This is a genomic window from Photorhabdus bodei, assembly GCF_003287735.1.
GTDB classification, from domain to species: Bacteria; Pseudomonadota; Gammaproteobacteria; order Enterobacterales; family Enterobacteriaceae; genus Photorhabdus; species Photorhabdus kayaii.
The window spans coordinates 185,058-202,680 of sequence record NZ_NSCM01000003.1; the positions used below are offsets into that span (position 1 = coordinate 185,058).

Here is a 17,623-nt window from a genome sequence, read left to right on the forward strand (position 1 = left end):
ATGCTGAAAGTTCTATTACTGTTTGTGGTACTCATTGTTGGTATTGTGCTTGGCCCAATCGTTGCCGGCCATCAGGGATATGTTCTGATTCAAACTGACAATTACAACATTGAAACCAGTGTTACCGGCCTGTTTATTATATTTGTTCTTTTACAACTGGCACTCTGCCTCCTTGGCTGGTGCTACCGCAGAGTTATACGCACAGGCTCACGTACCCGTGGCTGGTTCCTTGGACGCAAACGCAGCCGTGCCCATGCTCAAACAAAAGCAGCGCTGATCAAACTGGCAGAAGGCGATTTCAAACAAGTTGAGCAATTACTGACCCGTAACGCTGACCATGCAGAACAACCTGTGGTCAACTACTTATTGGCGGCTGAAGCAGCCCAACAACGCGGAGATGAATTTCGTACCAATCAATATTTACAACGCGCGGCAGAAGTCGCAGATAATAACCAGTTGCCTGTGGATATTACCCGTGTACGTATTCAACTCACGCAAGGTGAAATTCACGCAGCCCGTCATGGTGTAGACAAGCTATTAAATCAAGCTTCACGTCATCCAGAAGTCTTACGCTTGGCTGAACAGGCTTATATGAAGTCAGGAGCTTACCAGTCACTGATTGATATACTACCGGTAATGGAAAAAATCCATCTACATGATGAGTTACAAATTCACAAATTGCGCCAGCAAGCCTATATCGGTCTGATGAATCAGTACATGGCAGAACAAGGCAGCGAAGGCTTAAAACGTTGGTGGCACGATCAAAGCCGAAAAATTCGCCATGATGTGGCTTTACAAGTTGCAATATCTGAACATTTAATTGAATGTGATGACCATGAAACTGCACAAAAGATCATCTTGGAAAGTTTAAAACGTCAATACGACGAACGTTTACTTTTATTGATCCCACGCTTAAAAAGCGAAGATCCAAAGCCGATACAAAACGCATTGGATCATCATTTAAAACAACATGGTTCAACTCCCTTGCTAAACAGTACGCTCGGACAAGTTGCTTTGCGTCACGGAGAATGGGAAAAAGCAGTAAAAGATTTTAAAACCGCATTAGCCCAACGTCCTGATGCACATGATTATGCATGGTTAGCAGACGCATTGGATAAACTGCGTAAACCAGAAGAGGCCGCACAGGTTCGTCGTGAAGGATTAATGCTCACTTTGAAGCGCGAGAGTAATGTCGTGAAGAGTGATCTCGTTAATAGCAATAGTGCTGTAATGTCGTGATCTCTCATCCATTATTAGCAAGTCTTCATGCCGATGATTAAAAATGCCCCGCACGGGGCATTTTTCTAACCATATTTTTTGGCAAAATCTTCATCGGAAGCGCAAAGATAAATAATAAATTCAATAAATGAGATAAGTGCAGGGATAAATGTCCAGCAAAATAGCAGATATAAAATCCCCATACCGATCTTGCCCAGATAAAATTTATGAGCGCCAAAGGAACCAAGAAAAAACGCCAATAGTGCAGCAACAATGCGGCTTTGACTACCAGAAGAATAGGCCCTTATCATTGCACCACAATGTGGGCATGATTGTGCAGATTCATGTAACATTCGGCTACAACCAGGGCATCCCATCATTTTTGACATCAATATTCCCCTTAAGATAAGTTTAGAAATGAAATAACTAAATTAATTTTACAGTAAAAAACTAACCATCATATTTTCAGTTCTGTTTATATTAGACAGTAATACCTAAACAGTATATAAACCTACCAGATATATCTCTTAGAAATAAAAAAAACACCTACCTTAAAAACAAAAGATAGGTGTACAAATACAATCAGGTCTACAGACGGATAGTGCCTCACTCAACGTTGAGTCCGGTCGGCGATGAAAATTACTCATCTGTGACATGGACAATAGGCACCGATAATCGGCTCTGCATCATCCCTGGGTTTATGAAGCATATGCAATCATAAGAAATAGGATGAGCATCTACGTTTGTAACAATGCATTTAGTGTGCCAGCTTTTATTTAAATAAAAGCTGCCTCGCTTCATCAGCTATTTCTCTATTTATTACAACAAGAAATCGAATCATCACAAAATCCATCTCATGTACTGTCTCTTATTTGAGACAAAACATAAGGTATTTATTATTTTCATTATAATTCAATTTGTTATAAGTCTCTTATTTGAGACAGCTAGTATATCGACTGTCTTAAAAAGACAAAAAATAAAAAATTACCATATAAAACAAATAGTTATTTTTAAAAAATAATCCACTAAATTTGAATCAACAGAGCACAACTTAAAGGTATATGGATCAGGAAAGGGAACAAAAAGTCAGGGGGACAAAAAGGGATAAAACGCAAAAAACCCTGCAATGCAGGGTTCTTTTGGAATTTGGTCGGCGAGAGAGGATTCGAACCTCCGACCCACTGGTCCCAAACCAGTTGCGCTACCAAGCTGCGCTACTCGCCGAAATTTTCTACTCTTTCTTTTCTCTTTTTCATGGTGCGAAAGGGGGGACTTGAACCCCCACGTCCGTAAGGACACTAACACCTGAAGCTAGCGCGTCTACCAATTCCGCCACCCTCGCATGTCACAAAAAAGATGGGGTGGCTAATGGGACTCGAACCCACGACAACTGGAATCACAATCCAGGGCTCTACCAACTGAGCTATAGCCACCATAACAGCTATTTACTGCTAAATACTTATTACCAACGGCGCAATACATCACCGCAGCTCTTGCACGCAAATAATGGCGCACCCGACAGGATTCGAACCTGAGACCTCTGCCTCCGGAGGGCAGCGCTCTATCCAGCTGAGCTACGGGCGCTTAACGCCGTTTCGGGTGGGGATAGTACGGATTTAATGATATACTGTCCAGTGCTTTTTTAAAGAAATGATGCGTTTGATTACACCTTGCTCATTTCGTAGATAAAGCCAGCTCTGAACTTCCCTATTCACTACCACCGTGACAGTAAATCAATCTATCAGGCTTTTGGTTTTTTACCGTTAAAAAGCTTCACCAACCAATAAATCAGCGACACCATTAACAAAAATCCCCCACCGACCAGCAATGAGAAACGAGTATCCGGGTTAATTGCCATCCCTATCAACACACAGCATAAAAATGCTAATGTCAGGTAATTTACATAAGGAAACAGAATGGATTTAAAACCATGTTGTTTCAGTGCCTGCTGATGATACTGACGAAAACGCAATTGACTCATCAGAATAACAAACCACGGTACCATTCCTGGCAATACGCTGGCACTGTAAACATAAACAAAAACCGCCTGCGGATTTGGGATCAAATAATTCAAACTAGAGCCCACAATCAAACACAAGATAGTGATGGCAATACAGATTACCGGCACCCCATTCTTTGACAATTTAGTCAGTGATGAAGGTAGCTGACGGTTTTGCGCCAACGCATAAAGCATCCGTCCACCACTGTACATGCCGCTGTTACAGCCGGAAAGCGCAGCCGTCAATACGACAAAGTTAATCACGGCTGCCGCGGAGGTGATCCCCACTTTGGTAAATGTCATTACAAACGGGCTACCCTGTGAACCCACTTCTGTCCATGGAAATAATGTAACTACAATGAAAATCGCACCCACGTAGAAAATCAGGATACGCCAGAGAATATTGTTAATCGCTTTTTTCAATGTCACCTGAGGGTTCTTCGCTTCCCCCGCAGTGATACCAACCAACTCCACACCCTGATAAGATGCAACCACAATACAGAGCGCAAACAAGAACCCTTGCCAATTACCCGCAAAGAAACCACCATGCGCAGTCAGATTACCCAATCCAATAGGCTGCCATTGATTACCAATACCGAAAAATATCAATCCCAAGCCAATCAGGATCATGACAATAATTGTGGTCACCTTAATCATGGCAAACCAAAATTCCAGCTCACCATAAAGACGTACCGCCGCAAGGTTAGCCAAAGCGACCAATGCCACCGCAATCAATGCCGATACCCACTGAGGAAGTTCAGGGAACCAAAACTCGGCATAAACCCCGATAGCCGTTATTTCTGATATTCCTACCGCCACCCACATAAACCAATAGCCCCAAGCGGTGAGGCATCCCCAGTATGGGCTGAGATATTTATGTCCAAAAGAGGCGAAAGAACCCGTGACAGGTTCAAGAAACAGCATTTCTCCCATCGATCGCATAATGAAAAAAACAAAAATTCCGGCAATAATGTAAGCCAGCAAAACGGAAGGACCAGCCCATTTCAGTGTGCTGGCCGAGCCCATAAACAGACCGACACCAATTGTGCCGCCTAGTGCGATCAGCTCTATATGACGGGCTTCTAAACCCCGTTGCAAGCTATGTTGTTGATCTGCCATAAATTCCCTGTCCATTGTTATATGTTGTAATGTGCAATAATAAAAACATACAAGACTGATGTTGATCAGCCATAAAAAGGTCAGGGATCAAAACATGTTTTTCCACTGAGTGGAATAAAAAATTATCTAATAATTAACTACAAATAGTGAAAATCTGGCAGGATCAAAACTGTTAGATAAATATTGTGGAATAAATTCACTGTATCGCCTGACGAAAACATCACCTGACGAAAATTTACACGGCAGGCAAGAAGCGGGTTTACAGACGACCACTATAATAATATCCAAGAAATTTCAGTAAATTAAACTGGCGACGAATACGGCTTGGTTGTGATAACAAGCGATAAAGCCATTCAAGCCCCAAATTCTGCCATGCTTTTGGCGCACGTTTCACATGGCCGGTAAATACGTCATAAGTACCGCCAATGCCCATATACAACGCATCCGAATGAATTTTTCGACAGTCACGCATAAAAACCTCCTGTTTAGGCGATCCCATTGCAACTGTCACAATCACCGCACCGCTGGCATGAATCCGTTCAAAAACAGCATTACGTTCTTCTGGCGTGAAATAACCGTTCTGGCTGCCAACAATATTGACGTTCCACTGAGCCCGTAGTTTGCTTTCAGTCTGTTTCAATATCTCTGGTTTACCTCCAACCAGAAAAATAGGTGTACCTTCTTTGCCGGCACGTTCCATGATGGCTTCCCATAAATCAGCACCCGCTACACGAGAAACTTCAGCATCAGGGTATTTACGGCGAATAGCACGTACAATACTGATACCATCAGCATACAGATATTCTGCGTCACTCAGCAGTGTGCTTAAAGCTGTATCTTCTTCTGCCGTCAGAACTTTTTCCGCATTAATCGCTACCATAGTACCCGTCTTTACCTGCCCGCGTTGAAAAATATGGTCAAGAAAGTGCGCCATATCGCGGAAGCCCCAAATATTCAGGCCACGAATACTGTATTTAGGAATATTGTTTAGCTCCATTTTCTTCCCTTACATTGCAACAGACGTTTTTGTGATACAACCAGGTTGCTTTCTAATAAGCCCTGCACTCTCAAATAGCCAATACAACAACTTAGCAATTACCAGACATAAGCCAAAAATAATACAGAAAAATACCACACGGGAAACAAATGAATCCATACCTTCACGGGCCAATACTATCATGTTGAAGATCGCGCCAAAGCAAAATGCCTGCAAGATAGCGGCCTTATAACGATTAGTCTCCTGTTTTCCTAATTCATAAATCCAGTCAAACCACTTAATTATCAATCCAACAACAATCGCACCAACCGGAATAAACAGCACTCCCCCCATCACAACCAGAGAGCCTATCAGAGTTGGAGAAATTGCCAGACCAGAGTGGTTATCCAGTACTTCCCAGGTAAAATAATTCGCAGAATTCAACACAGCATCAGGGCGTCCTGGCCAAAGCCAACGTGGAATAAAAACATAGAAATCACGGATAATAGGCGCCAACCCCTGAAAATCAATTTTGTCGTAGTTATTCAGCAGTAATGCAAAATTTTCCCACGGTGAAAAAGTATCCCTTGTAAGGTAGAGAAAAGTATAAAACGCTTCTGCACCGCTGACATCCAAACTATAGCGTTTGAGTGCCAACCAAAACATGCCAACAATCCCTATTGCGCCCGCCGTTACCAACATCCACAAGGTTATCCAGCCACGCACAATGCCAATAAACAGAAACAACGCGAACGCAATAATAATATTAGCCCGTGTTCCGCCAACAATGACATAAGTCAGTATCCCAAAAGCAACCGTGCTCATCAGAAAAAACAGCCAGCGTAACTGGGTCTGCTTCAAGAAATAAACCACCAACATGGCAGGAATAAAGAAGTAAAAGAATCGCTTTAGGGCAACACCGGAAACCTGACTGGAAAAAATTTGACTGTACGACTGTAATTTAAACAGTAGAAAACCGTTTTGCATAAAGAACAGACCCACTGTCACCACCGCAACCAATGCCAATAGTAACCACGTAAAGTTAGTTTCTACCCGGTTCATGGTGAATACAGGTGCTTTAGGCTGTATAGACGGCTTTCTTAGCCGTGTTTTATAACTGACGTAATAAATACCATAAAAACAGGTCGAAGCCAGTAGAGCGTGTAGTAAGGCGTCTACAGGTACCACTTCAACATCAAATTGGAAAACCAACAAACATGTCAGTGGGAAACCAAAATAGAATGTCAGCAAATAAAGCAATGAGAAGAATATATTAAAATTAAAGCGTACACGCCGGAATTCCTGATAAGTCAACGTCAGGATGAAAACCAGTGATATTAAATAAACAACAAATAATCCGCCAAACTGCGTTAAAGTCATTATTGCTGCTCTCCTACCGCTTTCGCTAGCGCCTGCCGCCAGCCATCAATAAAGTTCGGACTAAAGAAAGCTATCGCATTTCTGTCTAGGGAGAGCATCTGACGTTGCGCTTCTGCAATCAGTTGATTATCTAAAGGATCACCGGAGAAAAATACCGGCACCTGTTGTTCTATTAAATCTCGCCAAAAAAGATTCTGACGACTGAGCACAAATGGCACACCAAATTGTATCAACAAACAAATTGTTCCAATCCCCTGCTGGCGATTAAACATGAAATACCCTAAATCACAACGGCGCAACAATGCCAGATAATCACCAAACGCCATATTCTGCTTAATAATGTTCAAATTTTCTGGCCGGAACAATGATAAAGCAGCCTGTTCAACCTGATTAATATAAACCTGATTGTTTTCAGGATAACCCATTGGGATAATGATTCGCACCTTATCGCCAAACTGCTTATGAATTGCTTTCAATGCCATAATATGGCGGTTCGATCGATCACCGGAATTCCCCAACAAAATTGTCATTTTACCATCTTCAACAGGTATTCTTTCCGCAATTGTCAAAGCAGGTTCCATTCTGGTTGGAAAATAGAGCAATGATGTTGGTACGTCCGGATGATGTTGAGAATAAAAATAGAGATCTCCACGAACCGCAAACACATGCCCTACCCGACGCTGTGCCAGACGACGCAAGAAATAGAATAGACGGAATTTTAACTGACTGGAGTCTTCATACAGATCAGCTCCCCAGACATGCCACCAAAATTGATTGCGTTTGATTTTTCCTGACAACAGCGCCAACCACAAACTCACATTAAATTGACCATGAAAAAAAAATCGACAATCTCTGTCTGAACTCGCTTTAGCAATAACCGCCTGCGCCAGAGATTTTTTACTGTCGAAGAATGCCACATCCAATGCTGGGCAATCATCCAATAAAGCGCGATTTCTGGTCACTACCATAAACTTCGGTTTGGCTAAAAAACCAATTTCGTGCGCTAAGACATCATTAAAAAAGCGCAATACCGTTCGATTGTGATGTGGGATATCAGATCCCAAAACGTGAATGAGGGTTGTCATGCTCGCCTACGATAAATAAGAAATGCACCACAACAAAGGGTGAAATAAATAATGTAAGTTGCCATATAGGCTTGTGCTGCACCTAACGCTCCATTTACAGGAATAAGCCAGTGGGCAAAACCAGTAAGCAATAAAAACTGACTAACTTCTGTCAACACATAAAAACGTAACGCAGCCTTGGCAATCACCAGATAACCAAAAACATAAGCGCCCACCTTCAAGACATCACCCACCAATTGCCAGGCAAATAGATCACGCATAGCAGTAAATTTGTCAGAAAACAGTAACCAAATGGCAAAATCACGCAGCAGCCATACAGTAAAACTTGCAACAGCCACAGCAGGCAAAACAAATTTCAGCGCCTTAATTATCTCATTTGATATTTCGTCCTTACCTTGCAACCGTGAAAGCGTTGGCAACAGATAAACAGTAAAAGATGCTGTGATAAATTGCAGGTAAGCATCGGAAATACTGCTTACACCTTGCCAAATACCCACATCGCGCCAACTATAATGCGCTGCCAGTAGATTTCGCATCATAATGTAGGCAACCGGTAAGGTAATAGAAGTCAGCAGAGCCATAAGGGTAAACTTGCCAAGCCGACCAGCCAGTACTTTATCCCACATGGGCTTAAGATTTGAAATCGATACCGCTTTGAGACGCCAAACCATCAATCCCGCGGGAAATATGATTAATGCTGGCACTAAAGCCAAACCCGCCAAAGCACCTTCATATCCACCAAGGACAAAACAGAGATAATAGGCCATTACACCCATCACGCTACCAAAAATAATCGCCAGCGCATTCCTCTGAGCATCTCGGTATCCTTTCAAAATAGCCAAAAAATAGTTGGCAAAAGCAATCCCCATTTGAATAAAGGCGAGGGCCTGCACAACTGGCTCATAATCTTGATGGCCGAATAATCCCGTACTGATAGACCCGCTAAACAGCAAAAAAATCACTGCCAACAGCGTGGAAAACCCAAGGATAATGGCAGAAGATGTTCCCAGCACCGCACGCAATCTTTCCGGCTGCTGCTGATACTCAGCAACATATTTAGTTACACCATTAAAAATACCGGCACCAGCCAACACCCCAAGCACAGTGATAAGCTGACGGAAATTACCCGCTTGCCCAACCCCACTGGGGCCAAAAGCAACCGCCAGTAATTTAACGATTAAAAGCCCCACACCGATTTTTATCAGTGTGGAGCCCACAGTCCATATTGATGCTTTAGCCAACGACATATCAGGCGAAGTATTCCCGAGTATGTTTGATGACAATCTGCTGTTCAGCGTCTGTTATGTTGTAAGACATCGGCAAACGTACCAAACGATCACTTTCATAAGTAGTAAAACGATCTTCCCCATGAAAACGGCCAAATTTTTCACCACCGGGGCTGGTGTGCAGAGAAACATAATGGAATACCGTTAGTACACCCGCGTCCTTCATATAACTGTTGAATGCTGAACGTTCTTCAACATCTTTCAGCTTGATATAGAACATGTGAGCATTATGCTCCAACCCTTCCGGTATGACAGGCAATGTCAGGAGACCAGCATCAGCCAGCGGTTTTAATGCTTGATAATAAGTATTCCACAAGGCAAGGCGACGTTCATTGATTGTCTCAGCTTTCTCTAATTGCGCCCACAAATAAGCAGCCTGAAGCTCCGACATCAGATAACTCGAACCGATATCGCGCCAAGTATATTTATCAACTTGACCACGGAAAAACTGACTACGATTAGTCCCTTTTTCGCGAACAATTTCCGCACGGGAAATCAGTGATTGATCATTGATAAGCGCTGCACCACCTTCACCACCAGAAGAGTAGTTTTTGGTTTCGTGAAAACTGTAGCAACCAATGTGTCCGATAGTTCCCAGTGCGCGTCCTTTATAAGTAGACATTACCCCCTGTGCAGCATCTTCCACGACAAACAGATTATATTTCTCTGCCAAGGCCATGATGGTATCCATTTCACAGGCTACGCCGGCGTAATGCACTGGAACAATCACGCGTGTTTTAGCTGTAATTGCTGCTTCGATTTTGGTTTCATCAATATTCATGGTATCCGGACGAATATCCACGAATACAATGGTTGCTCCACGCAGCACAAATGCGTTAGAACTAGAAACGAAAGTGAAGCTCGGCATAATAACTTCATCACCGGGTTGAACATTCAGCAAAATAGCCGCCATTTCCAGTGAAGCTGTACAGGATGGCGTCAATAAAACTTTCGGGCAATTGAAATGTTGTTCCATCCACTCTTCACAACGCTTGGTGAAACCACCATCCCCGCAAAGCTTACCGCTCTCCATTGCTTGCTTCATGTAATCTAATTCAGTGCCAACGACTGGTGGTCTGTTAAATGGAATCATTTCATCCCCTATATAACCAATACGCGGTGCTTTCAACAAACGCACCACTGCGTGTATAAAGGCGCAAAGCAGCAATGTTGCTGGTTTGTGTCGCAATCCTTAACTGCCGTATTTGGTGGCGTTGACACCACTGCTGCGCCGCCAACATCAATTTTGAGCCAATCCCACGGCCAATATTTCCTGGGAATACAGCCAGTAAACCTACACGAGCCTCTCCTGCTCCTATATCTCGTAAGGTAACAAACCCTGCGGGTTGTCCATTATCTCCATTTACCAGCAAACATTGATGATCAAATGTCCCCAATACCGCTTTTTCCACCCAGGTAGCGTAGAAACGACCGCTATCCTGCGGTTGATACCACGGAGTTCGGAAACGACTCAAAGGAAATACGTTGGAAGCTACCTCCTTCAACATCGGGATATCTCGCCGTTCAGCCGAAAGCAACTTACTCTCAGAGTTGTCGTTATCAGCATTTTCTATGCCAATTATTAAGGAAAGGTCTACTTCTCCTTCCACTAACGAAAAGCCCAACGCGAATAATCCATCAATAAGATCCAATCGCTGCGCAAGTACTTTAGCTTGCACTAAAGCATACTGATCTAACTGAGATGAGGTTAGCAGACCGGCATCAGGTGTGAAATCAAGGCGAGCGGTGGACAAGCCAAAATAGTGGCTATCCCACTCTAATGGTTCAATATTGGCGCACACGGACATGGAGCAGATCCAGCAGATATTGACCATAGCCAGTTTTTGACAAGGATTTTACCGTTTCTCTTAACTGTATATCATCCAGCCAACCATTACGCCAAGCAATCTCTTCAAGACAGGCAATCTTAAAGCCCTGACGTTTCTCAACGGTCTGTACAAAAGTGCTGGCCTCAATCAGGCTGTCATGAGTGCCAGTATCCAACCAGGCAAAACCACGCCCTAACAACTCAATGTTTAGTTCGCCACGTTCCAAATACATCTGGTTAATACTGGTAATCTCTAGTTCACCTCTGGCAGAAGGCTTGACCTGCTTGGCAAAATCCACTACTTGATTATCGTAGAAATAGAGGCCGGTTACCGCCCAGTTGGATTTTGGCTTTTCTGGTTTTTCCTCAATAGAAAGAACGCGGAACGCGTCATCAAATTCCACCACTCCAAACCGCTCAGGATCCATCACTTGATAACCAAAAACAGTCGCCCCTTTTCCACGAGACACAACATTTCTCAATTTTGGGCTGAACCCTTGTCCAAAGTAGATATTATCTCCCAATACCAAGCAGCAAGGCCCGCCGTTGATGAACTCCTCACCAATCAAAAATGCCTGGGCCAAACCATCCGGTGATGGCTGTTCTTTATAGCTTAAGTGAATACCAAATCTGTCGCCATCACCTAACAGTCGGCGGAAAGAAGGTAAATCTTCTGGTGTAGAAATAATCAGGATATCACGTATCCCTGCTAGCATGAGTACTGACAAAGGATAGTAAATCATCGGCTTATCATAAATTGGCAGTAATTGTTTGGAAACACCCTGTGTTATCGGATGCAACCGGGTTCCTGATCCACCTGCCAGAATGATCCCTTTCATATTTACTGCCCCCATCGTCATTCAGTTTTTACCTAATCCAAGGCGTTCACCGGCATAAGAGCCGTCTTGAACTTTACGCCACCAGTTTTCATTTTCCAAATACCATTGAACTGTTTTGCGAATACCTGATTCAAATGTCTCTTGTGGTCTCCAGCCTAGATCTCGTTCAACTTTCGCCGCATCAATAGCATAACGCATATCATGGCCTGGGCGATCTGCAACATAAGTAATCAAATCTCGATAATAAGCAATACCCGCTGGTTTCTCAGGACAAAACTCTTCCAGAAGCTCACAAATCGCACAAACCACATCAATATTTTTGCGTTCATTATGACCTCCAATATTGTAGGTTTTGCCCGGTTCAGCTTCTGTCACAACCAAATAGAGCGCTCTGGCATGGTCTTCCACATACAGCCAATCGCGAATTTGTTTCCCTTCACCATATACCGGTAAAGATTTTCCTGCTAATGCATTTAAGATCACCAGTGGGATCAGTTTTTCCGGGAAATGGTAAGGACCATAGTTATTTGAACAATTGGTGATAACGACCGGTAAACCATAAGTCCGGTGCCATGCTCTTACCAGATGATCGCTGGATGCTTTGGACGCCGAATATGGGCTACTTGGCGCATAAGGTGTTGTTTCAGTAAAGAGGCCCTCTTCACCATGTAAATCACCATACACTTCATCTGTTGAAATGTGGTGAAAACGGAAAGCAGCTTGTTTCTCTTCATTGAGTTTCTGCCAGAAAGCACGCGCAGCTTCCAACAAAGTATAAGTACCCACAATGTTGGTTTCGATAAATGCCGCAGGGCCATCAATAGAACGATCCACATGGCTTTCTGCCGCCAAATGCATCACACAATCCGGCTGATATTGTTCAAAGACCCGATCCAGCGCTCCGCGTTGACAGATATCAACCTGCTCAAACGCATAACGAGGGCTATCCGCAATCGGGGCAAGAGACGCCAGATTACCGGCGTAAGTCAGGCTATCAACCACAACCACGCTGTCTTCTGTATTATCAATGATATGTCGTACAACAGCAGAGCCAATAAAACCTGCGCCACCTGTGATTAGAATACGTCTCAACGCCAGACTCCTTTTGTATCCACAATCCACTTCTGTTTAATTTCATGACTATTTACAGCTTTAAACTGATTATGATCCACCAGCATCAACAGAATATCTGCTTCTTCCAGCGCTTTTTCCAGATTAACTAATCGAGTTATTTCCTTCAAGGGAGCGGGTAATTCATGAATATGAGGTTCTACAGCCAGCGTTTCACCTGCATGCCATTGCGCAATCATACCGGTGATATGGGCTGCTGGACTCTCACGCAAATCGTCAATATTTGGTTTAAATGCCAAACCAAAACAGGCAATTTTCACTTCGCTTGCGCGTTTTCCACTTTCAGACAAACAATCCGCAACAGCCGCTTTTACTTGATCCACAACCCACAATGGCTTGTCATCATTAATCATACGTGCTGTATGAATAAGACGTGATTGTTTCGGGTTTTGAGAAACAATGAACCACGGATCAACAGCAATACAATGACCACCCACGCCAGGACCTGGTTGGAGAATATTTACACGCGGATGGCGATTCGCCAAATTGATCAATTCCCACACGTTGATACCTTGATCAGCACAAATCAGGGAAAGTTCGTTGGCGAATGCAATGTTTACATCTCGGAAACTGTTTTCTGTCAGCTTACACATTTCTGCCGTTCTTGAATTAGTGATAACACATTCACCTTCAAGGAAAATTTTATACAGCTCACTAGCTCTGGTTGAAGATTTTGACGTCATACCACCAACAACACGGTCATTCTTAATTAATTCAACCATAACTTGCCCTGGCAACACACGTTCAGGACAGTAAGCGATATCAATATCAGACTCCTCTCCCATCTGTTGTGGGAACGTTAAATCAGGGCGCGCTGCTGCCAACCATTCTGCCATCTGCTCCGTCGCGCCTACTGGTGAGGTAGATTCCAGAATAACCAAATCACCTTTTTTCAGAACTGGTGCCACAGATTCGGCTGCGGAACGGACATACGTCATATCCGGCTCATGATCGGCTTTAAAAGGCGTCGGAACAGCTATCAGAAAAGCATCTGCGGGTAACGGAGCAATCACTGCTTTCAGGTAACCGCCTTCTACGGCAACTTTCACCACTTTGTCTAGATCCGGTTCTACAATATGAATTGCACCACGGTTGATGGTTTCTACCGCATGCTGATTGACATCCACGCCAATGACTTTCTTATTACGGGATGCAAACGCTGCCGCCGTTGGCAAACCAATATAACCAAGACCAATAACAGAAATAGTTTCAAAGCTCATAGTGTCACCTGATTTTTTTCAAAGCGTCGAGAATACGTTGACAGGCATCGCCATCCCCGTAAGGATTATGAGCGCGGCTCATTCGCTGATAGGCAGCATCATCTGTCAACAATCGAGTCACCTCTTCCACGATAGTTCTTGTTTCCGTCCCTACCAAACGTACCGTTCCAGCATCAACCGCCTCTGGCCGTTCAGTAGTATTACGCATTACCAATACCGGCTTTCCTAAAGAAGGAGCTTCTTCCTGAATACCACCGGAATCTGTCAGGAGCATATAGGCATGGTTCATTAGATAAACAAATGGCAAATAATCCTGAGGTTCAATAAGAATAATGTTATCAATATCATGCAAAATGCGCTTTACTGGCTCACTGACATTCGGGTTTAGATGAACCGGATAGACTACTTGCACATCTGGATGAACACGGGCTATCTGTGCCAAAGCTTCACAAATTCGCTCAAATCCGCCACCAAAACTTTCACGACGATGCCCTGTTACCAGAATCATTTTCTTATTAGTATCAATAAACGGGTAGTGCTTCGCCAGCTTACTCCGCATAGCCTCGTCATTCATTATTCGATCGCGTACCCACAACAACGCATCAATTACTGTATTTCCGGTAACAAAAACCCGATTATCTGCAATTGATTCTTTCAATAAATTATTGTGAGAATTTTTTGTCGGAGCGAAATGATACATTGCCAGATGCCCAGCAATCTTACGGTTTGCCTCTTCCGGCCAAGGGGAATAAAGATCACCCGTTCTTAATCCAGCTTCAATGTGACCAACAGGGATACGTTGGTAGAACGCAGCCAAACTGGTTGCCATCGTTGTTGTCGTATCTCCGTGAACCAATACAACATCAGGCTTGAATTCTGCTAAAACAGGCTTCAATCCTTCCAAAATACGACAGGTAATATCCGTTAGATCTTGCCCTGATTTCATAATATTGAGATCAAAATCAGGAGTAATCTCGAAAAGGTGTAACACCTGATCCAACATTTCCCGATGTTGGGCGGTGACACATACTTTCGCTTCGAAGGCTTCATCCTCTGCCAATGCGTGTACTAGCGGAGCCATCTTGATAGCCTCCGGCCGAGTACCAAACACAGTCAACACTTTCACAGTGACTCTCTTATAGTCAGTAACTTGCAGATTTTCCTGCAAACAATACTCTGAATGCCATTTACTCCTGCTGGAGTCGCAGAAAATATCCTTCAGAAACAGTTATTCCTAATAATTATCTGATGATTTACGCGAACATCTAACCAATGCCACGCCGGCTCCCACTAAAGCACCAACTGCACCCCACATGATCATCAAAAACATTCTGCGAGGGCTGTCTCTGGTAACAGGCTCCTCTGGTGTTCTCAAATAGCGGTAAGCCTGGAATTGATCCTGTAATGTCGGGTGAACATTCAATGCTGCTAACATTGCAATATTTTGGTCATGGTCCACATCATACTTAGGCCCTATTGCTTCCAAAGTCTCAAGTTGAGCCTGTAACAACGGAGCCCCTAACATAAACATTTTTGAATCGGGCAACTGATCCACCGGTGTATCCGTTTGATTGCGCTGAATCCCTTGTTTTTCCGCAATTTTCAGGGACTGCTGTAATACATTCATTTCGCGGTTATAAACCGCTTTAGCGACCATTTCTTGGCGCTTAACCAGTGCATCCATAGATTGGGCACGGGTAACCCATGCACCTTTTACTTCATCATTTAAATGAGTACTGGCACGACTATTGGCAAAAGCAATGTACTGGCGCAGGAGTTGATTTGCTTGTCTAGAAGACTCAGCGGTCAGTTTAATGCTGTCATTCAGCACTTTTTTATCATCATGAGGAATAAACTGAATATTATTGATTAATTCATCTAATAAGGCCGCATCAGCTCTGGCATCGCCCTCCTGCTGCTGTTTGTAATAATCAGATTTCAACCAAAATTCACGGCGAGTATCATATGCGGCAACCTGAGTGATAAACTCCTTATAGGCTTCTTCTGGAATAGACGGTAACTGAGTTTCCAGTGAAATATTAATGTGAGTATCCAGATTGCGCAAAAACTGCTGCTGAGAGTAATAACTTCCCAACTGATTAGTCGTAGGCAGATCAGTGATTGCGGTGGCACTCCATTTTTGTTGCATCAGATAAGATGCTCCTAGCGCCGCGGTTGCGAAAATTATTGCCAGTGCAACGATCCATACCTTTCCATGCCATAGCGCCCTGCACAAGGCTCTGATATCTAGCTCATGCTCCAGAGCTTGTTCATCCTGAATAGATTTCGTTTCTGATTTTATCACTGCACAGAACCTCTGCTGATAATAGATGTTTAATGGTTAGCTGAACGGCGCATACGACGCTTTTGCCGTTTAATGAAACGAGCTACCTTCCATACACGCTTGAGGCAATAGCCATACAACACAAATGCAAGCAAGAACAGTGCCAACATTATCCACTCAGGCACAAATTCCAACCATTCTCCAGTAATGCCGACAGCGGCTAATAAAGCGGCAACAACAGTGATTAAAATAAAAGCCTGACGTGATGAGAATCCAGACCGCATAACTAGGTGGTGAATATGTTGCCTGTCAGGAGAAAATGGGCTCATTCCTTTCCGTAACCGGCGGTACATAATAGCAACCATATCCATTAATGGAATGGCAACAATCCACAACGCAGTAACTGGATTAACAGGATGCTCATTCCCCTGAGTAGATTCAATGAGCAGCCAGATAATGGTAAAACCAATCAGTGTACTGCCCGCATCCCCCATAAATACTTTGAAACGTTGGCTTAATAAACCAAGATTAAGGACAATATAAGGGAAAATGGCAGCAATAAATGCAAAACACCATAATGCTAGTGCCGTATTACCACTTTGATACAGTAAGATCCCCAAAGCACCGAAGGAGACACAGGATAATCCGCCTAATAATCCATCTATCCCATCAACCATATTGAATGCATTGATAGCAGCCCAGACAGCAAATAGTGTCACAACATAACTAAACGGTCCAAGTGTCATGTCCCAAGGGCCAAAAGCATAACCAAGACTATCTAATTTCAGGCCAGCAAAATACATCATCGCAATACCAACCAGAGCTTGGATGGCTGCCCGGACCTTAACGCTGATATCAAAACGGTCATCCAATGCGCCGACAAATACCAATACACCGGCACAAACCAAATATAACCACTTGTGAGGAATAAATTCTTTTGTGATAACAAAAGCAAAACAGATGCCAACAAATATTGATATTCCTCCAACCAGAGGCACTAACCCCTGATGACACTTACGATAATTGGGCTTATCAACAAGACCAACTTTCTTTGCTATTTTGCGAGCCATAAACAAAAACGCAAAAGAAAATAGAAAAACATAAAAAATTTCAATATTCATGCTGAGAATATTCACGATGATAACTCTCTGTAAAAAGTAAACACACCCTGGTCATTTATCAACCGAAAACATATGATTTTCTTGCCAGAATCTACCCTCACGAGCGCCTAGCTTACGAAAACACTGCTTATATGAAA

Annotated in this window: 15 protein-coding genes and 4 tRNA genes; 1 reads left to right on the forward strand and 18 read right to left on the reverse strand. The window is 43.4% G+C overall.

Features of this window, described 5'->3' with window-relative positions; genetic code table 11:
* Positions 1–1,239 (forward strand): protoheme IX biogenesis protein HemY, encoded by a 1,239-nt coding sequence (gene hemY / locus CKY02_RS04265; protein ID WP_112894349.1) that lies wholly within the window; start codon positions 1–3, stop codon positions 1,237–1,239.
* Between the two features lie 65 nt (positions 1,240–1,304).
* Here hemY and CKY02_RS04270 read toward each other — a convergent pair whose 3' ends face one another.
* The 18 genes from CKY02_RS04270 to wecA all read right to left on the reverse strand — a co-directional run bounded on the left by CKY02_RS04270 (position 1,305) and on the right by wecA (position 17,501).
* Entirely contained in the window at positions 1,305–1,607 is a 303-nt protein-coding gene (locus CKY02_RS04270) for an NINE protein (protein ID WP_112894350.1), read from the reverse strand.
* A 758-nt stretch (positions 1,608–2,365) separates the two neighbouring features.
* A tRNA-Pro gene (locus CKY02_RS04275) sits at positions 2,366–2,442 on the reverse strand.
* 31 nt (positions 2,443–2,473) lie between these two features.
* Positions 2,474–2,560: transfer RNA gene (locus tag CKY02_RS04280), tRNA-Leu, on the reverse strand.
* A gap of 15 nt (positions 2,561–2,575) precedes the next feature.
* Positions 2,576–2,651: transfer RNA gene (locus CKY02_RS04285), tRNA-His, on the reverse strand.
* Positions 2,652–2,725: 74 nt separating this feature from the next.
* Positions 2,726–2,802: transfer RNA gene (locus CKY02_RS04290), tRNA-Arg, on the reverse strand.
* Between the two features lie 157 nt (positions 2,803–2,959).
* Positions 2,960–4,336: a bifunctional threonine/serine APC transporter ThrP gene (gene thrP, locus CKY02_RS04295; protein WP_112894351.1), complete on the reverse strand. Its 1,377-nt coding sequence runs from the start codon at positions 4,334–4,336 to the stop codon at positions 2,960–2,962.
* Between the two features lie 259 nt (positions 4,337–4,595).
* On the reverse strand, positions 4,596–5,333 hold the full coding sequence (wecG, locus tag CKY02_RS04300) for a lipopolysaccharide N-acetylmannosaminouronosyltransferase (protein ID WP_112894352.1): 738 nt from the start codon (positions 5,331–5,333) through the stop codon (positions 4,596–4,598).
* Between the two features lie 9 nt (positions 5,334–5,342).
* Positions 5,343–6,692, reverse strand: a complete 1,350-nt coding sequence (gene wzyE / locus CKY02_RS04305; protein WP_112894353.1) for an ECA oligosaccharide polymerase — start codon at positions 6,690–6,692, stop codon at positions 5,343–5,345.
* On the reverse strand, positions 6,692–7,777 hold the full coding sequence (locus CKY02_RS04310) for a TDP-N-acetylfucosamine:lipid II N-acetylfucosaminyltransferase (protein ID WP_112894354.1): 1,086 nt from the start codon (positions 7,775–7,777) through the stop codon (positions 6,692–6,694). The genes wzyE and CKY02_RS04310 overlap by 1 nt, the downstream gene beginning before the upstream one ends.
* The gene (wzxE, locus tag CKY02_RS04315; protein WP_112894355.1) at positions 7,774–9,024 is read right to left on the reverse strand and encodes a lipid III flippase WzxE; all 1,251 of its coding nucleotides are present in this window, start codon (positions 9,022–9,024) and stop codon (positions 7,774–7,776) included. The genes CKY02_RS04310 and wzxE overlap by 4 nt, the downstream gene beginning before the upstream one ends.
* A 1-nt stretch (position 9,025) precedes the next feature.
* Positions 9,026–10,156: a dTDP-4-amino-4,6-dideoxygalactose transaminase gene (rffA, locus tag CKY02_RS04320; RefSeq protein ID WP_112894356.1), complete on the reverse strand. Its 1,131-nt coding sequence runs from the start codon at positions 10,154–10,156 to the stop codon at positions 9,026–9,028.
* Between the two features lies 1 nt (position 10,157).
* Positions 10,158–10,871, reverse strand: a complete 714-nt coding sequence (gene rffC, locus CKY02_RS04325) for a dTDP-4-amino-4,6-dideoxy-D-galactose acyltransferase (protein WP_112894357.1) — start codon at positions 10,869–10,871, stop codon at positions 10,158–10,160.
* Positions 10,849–11,730, reverse strand: a complete 882-nt coding sequence (gene rfbA, locus CKY02_RS04330) for a glucose-1-phosphate thymidylyltransferase RfbA (RefSeq protein WP_112894381.1) — start codon at positions 11,728–11,730, stop codon at positions 10,849–10,851. Before rfbA ends, rffC begins: the two co-directional genes overlap by 23 nt.
* A gap of 21 nt (positions 11,731–11,751) precedes the next feature.
* Positions 11,752–12,822 carry a dTDP-glucose 4,6-dehydratase gene (rffG, locus tag CKY02_RS04335; protein WP_112894358.1) on the reverse strand — a complete coding sequence of 357 codons (1,071 nt, stop codon included), beginning with the start codon at positions 12,820–12,822 and terminating at the stop codon, positions 11,752–11,754.
* Complete coding sequence (gene wecC, locus CKY02_RS04340; RefSeq protein WP_112894359.1) at positions 12,819–14,081, reverse strand: UDP-N-acetyl-D-mannosamine dehydrogenase; 1,263 nt, start codon at positions 14,079–14,081, stop codon at positions 12,819–12,821. Before wecC ends, rffG begins: the two co-directional genes overlap by 4 nt.
* 4 nt (positions 14,082–14,085) lie before the next feature.
* Positions 14,086–15,207, reverse strand: coding sequence for a non-hydrolyzing UDP-N-acetylglucosamine 2-epimerase (gene wecB, locus CKY02_RS04345; protein WP_112877342.1), 1,122 nt, complete (start codon positions 15,205–15,207; stop codon positions 14,086–14,088).
* A 108-nt stretch (positions 15,208–15,315) separates the two neighbouring features.
* A complete protein-coding gene (gene wzzE, locus CKY02_RS04350) occupies positions 15,316–16,386 on the reverse strand; it encodes an ECA polysaccharide chain length modulation protein (RefSeq protein WP_112894360.1) in 1,071 nt (356 codons plus the stop codon).
* Positions 16,387–16,415: 29 nt separating this feature from the next.
* Positions 16,416–17,501, reverse strand: coding sequence for a UDP-N-acetylglucosamine--undecaprenyl-phosphate N-acetylglucosaminephosphotransferase (gene wecA, locus CKY02_RS04355; RefSeq protein ID WP_112877308.1), 1,086 nt, complete (start codon positions 17,499–17,501; stop codon positions 16,416–16,418).
* Between the last annotated feature and the right edge of the window lie 122 nt (positions 17,502–17,623).

Coding starts and splice junctions, on each gene's coding strand:
- hemY (WP_112894349.1), top strand. CDS start 1: ATGCTGAAAGTTCTATTACTGTTTGTGGTACTCATTGTTGGTATTGTG.
- CKY02_RS04270 (WP_112894350.1), bottom strand. CDS start 1,607: ATGTCAAAAATGATGGGATGCCCTGGTTGTAGCCGAATGTTACATGAA.
- thrP (WP_112894351.1), bottom strand. CDS start 4,336: ATGGCAGATCAACAACATAGCTTGCAACGGGGTTTAGAAGCCCGTCAT.
- wecG (WP_112894352.1), bottom strand. CDS start 5,333: ATGGAGCTAAACAATATTCCTAAATACAGTATTCGTGGCCTGAATATT.
- wzyE (WP_112894353.1), bottom strand. CDS start 6,692: ATGACTTTAACGCAGTTTGGCGGATTATTTGTTGTTTATTTAATATCA.
- CKY02_RS04310 (WP_112894354.1), bottom strand. CDS start 7,777: ATGACAACCCTCATTCACGTTTTGGGATCTGATATCCCACATCACAAT.
- wzxE (WP_112894355.1), bottom strand. CDS start 9,024: ATGTCGTTGGCTAAAGCATCAATATGGACTGTGGGCTCCACACTGATA.
- rffA (WP_112894356.1), bottom strand. CDS start 10,156: ATGATTCCATTTAACAGACCACCAGTCGTTGGCACTGAATTAGATTAC.
- rffC (WP_112894357.1), bottom strand. CDS start 10,871: ATGTCCGTGTGCGCCAATATTGAACCATTAGAGTGGGATAGCCACTAT.
- rfbA (WP_112894381.1), bottom strand. CDS start 11,730: ATGAAAGGGATCATTCTGGCAGGTGGATCAGGAACCCGGTTGCATCCG.
- wecC (WP_112894359.1), bottom strand. CDS start 14,081: ATGAGCTTTGAAACTATTTCTGTTATTGGTCTTGGTTATATTGGTTTG.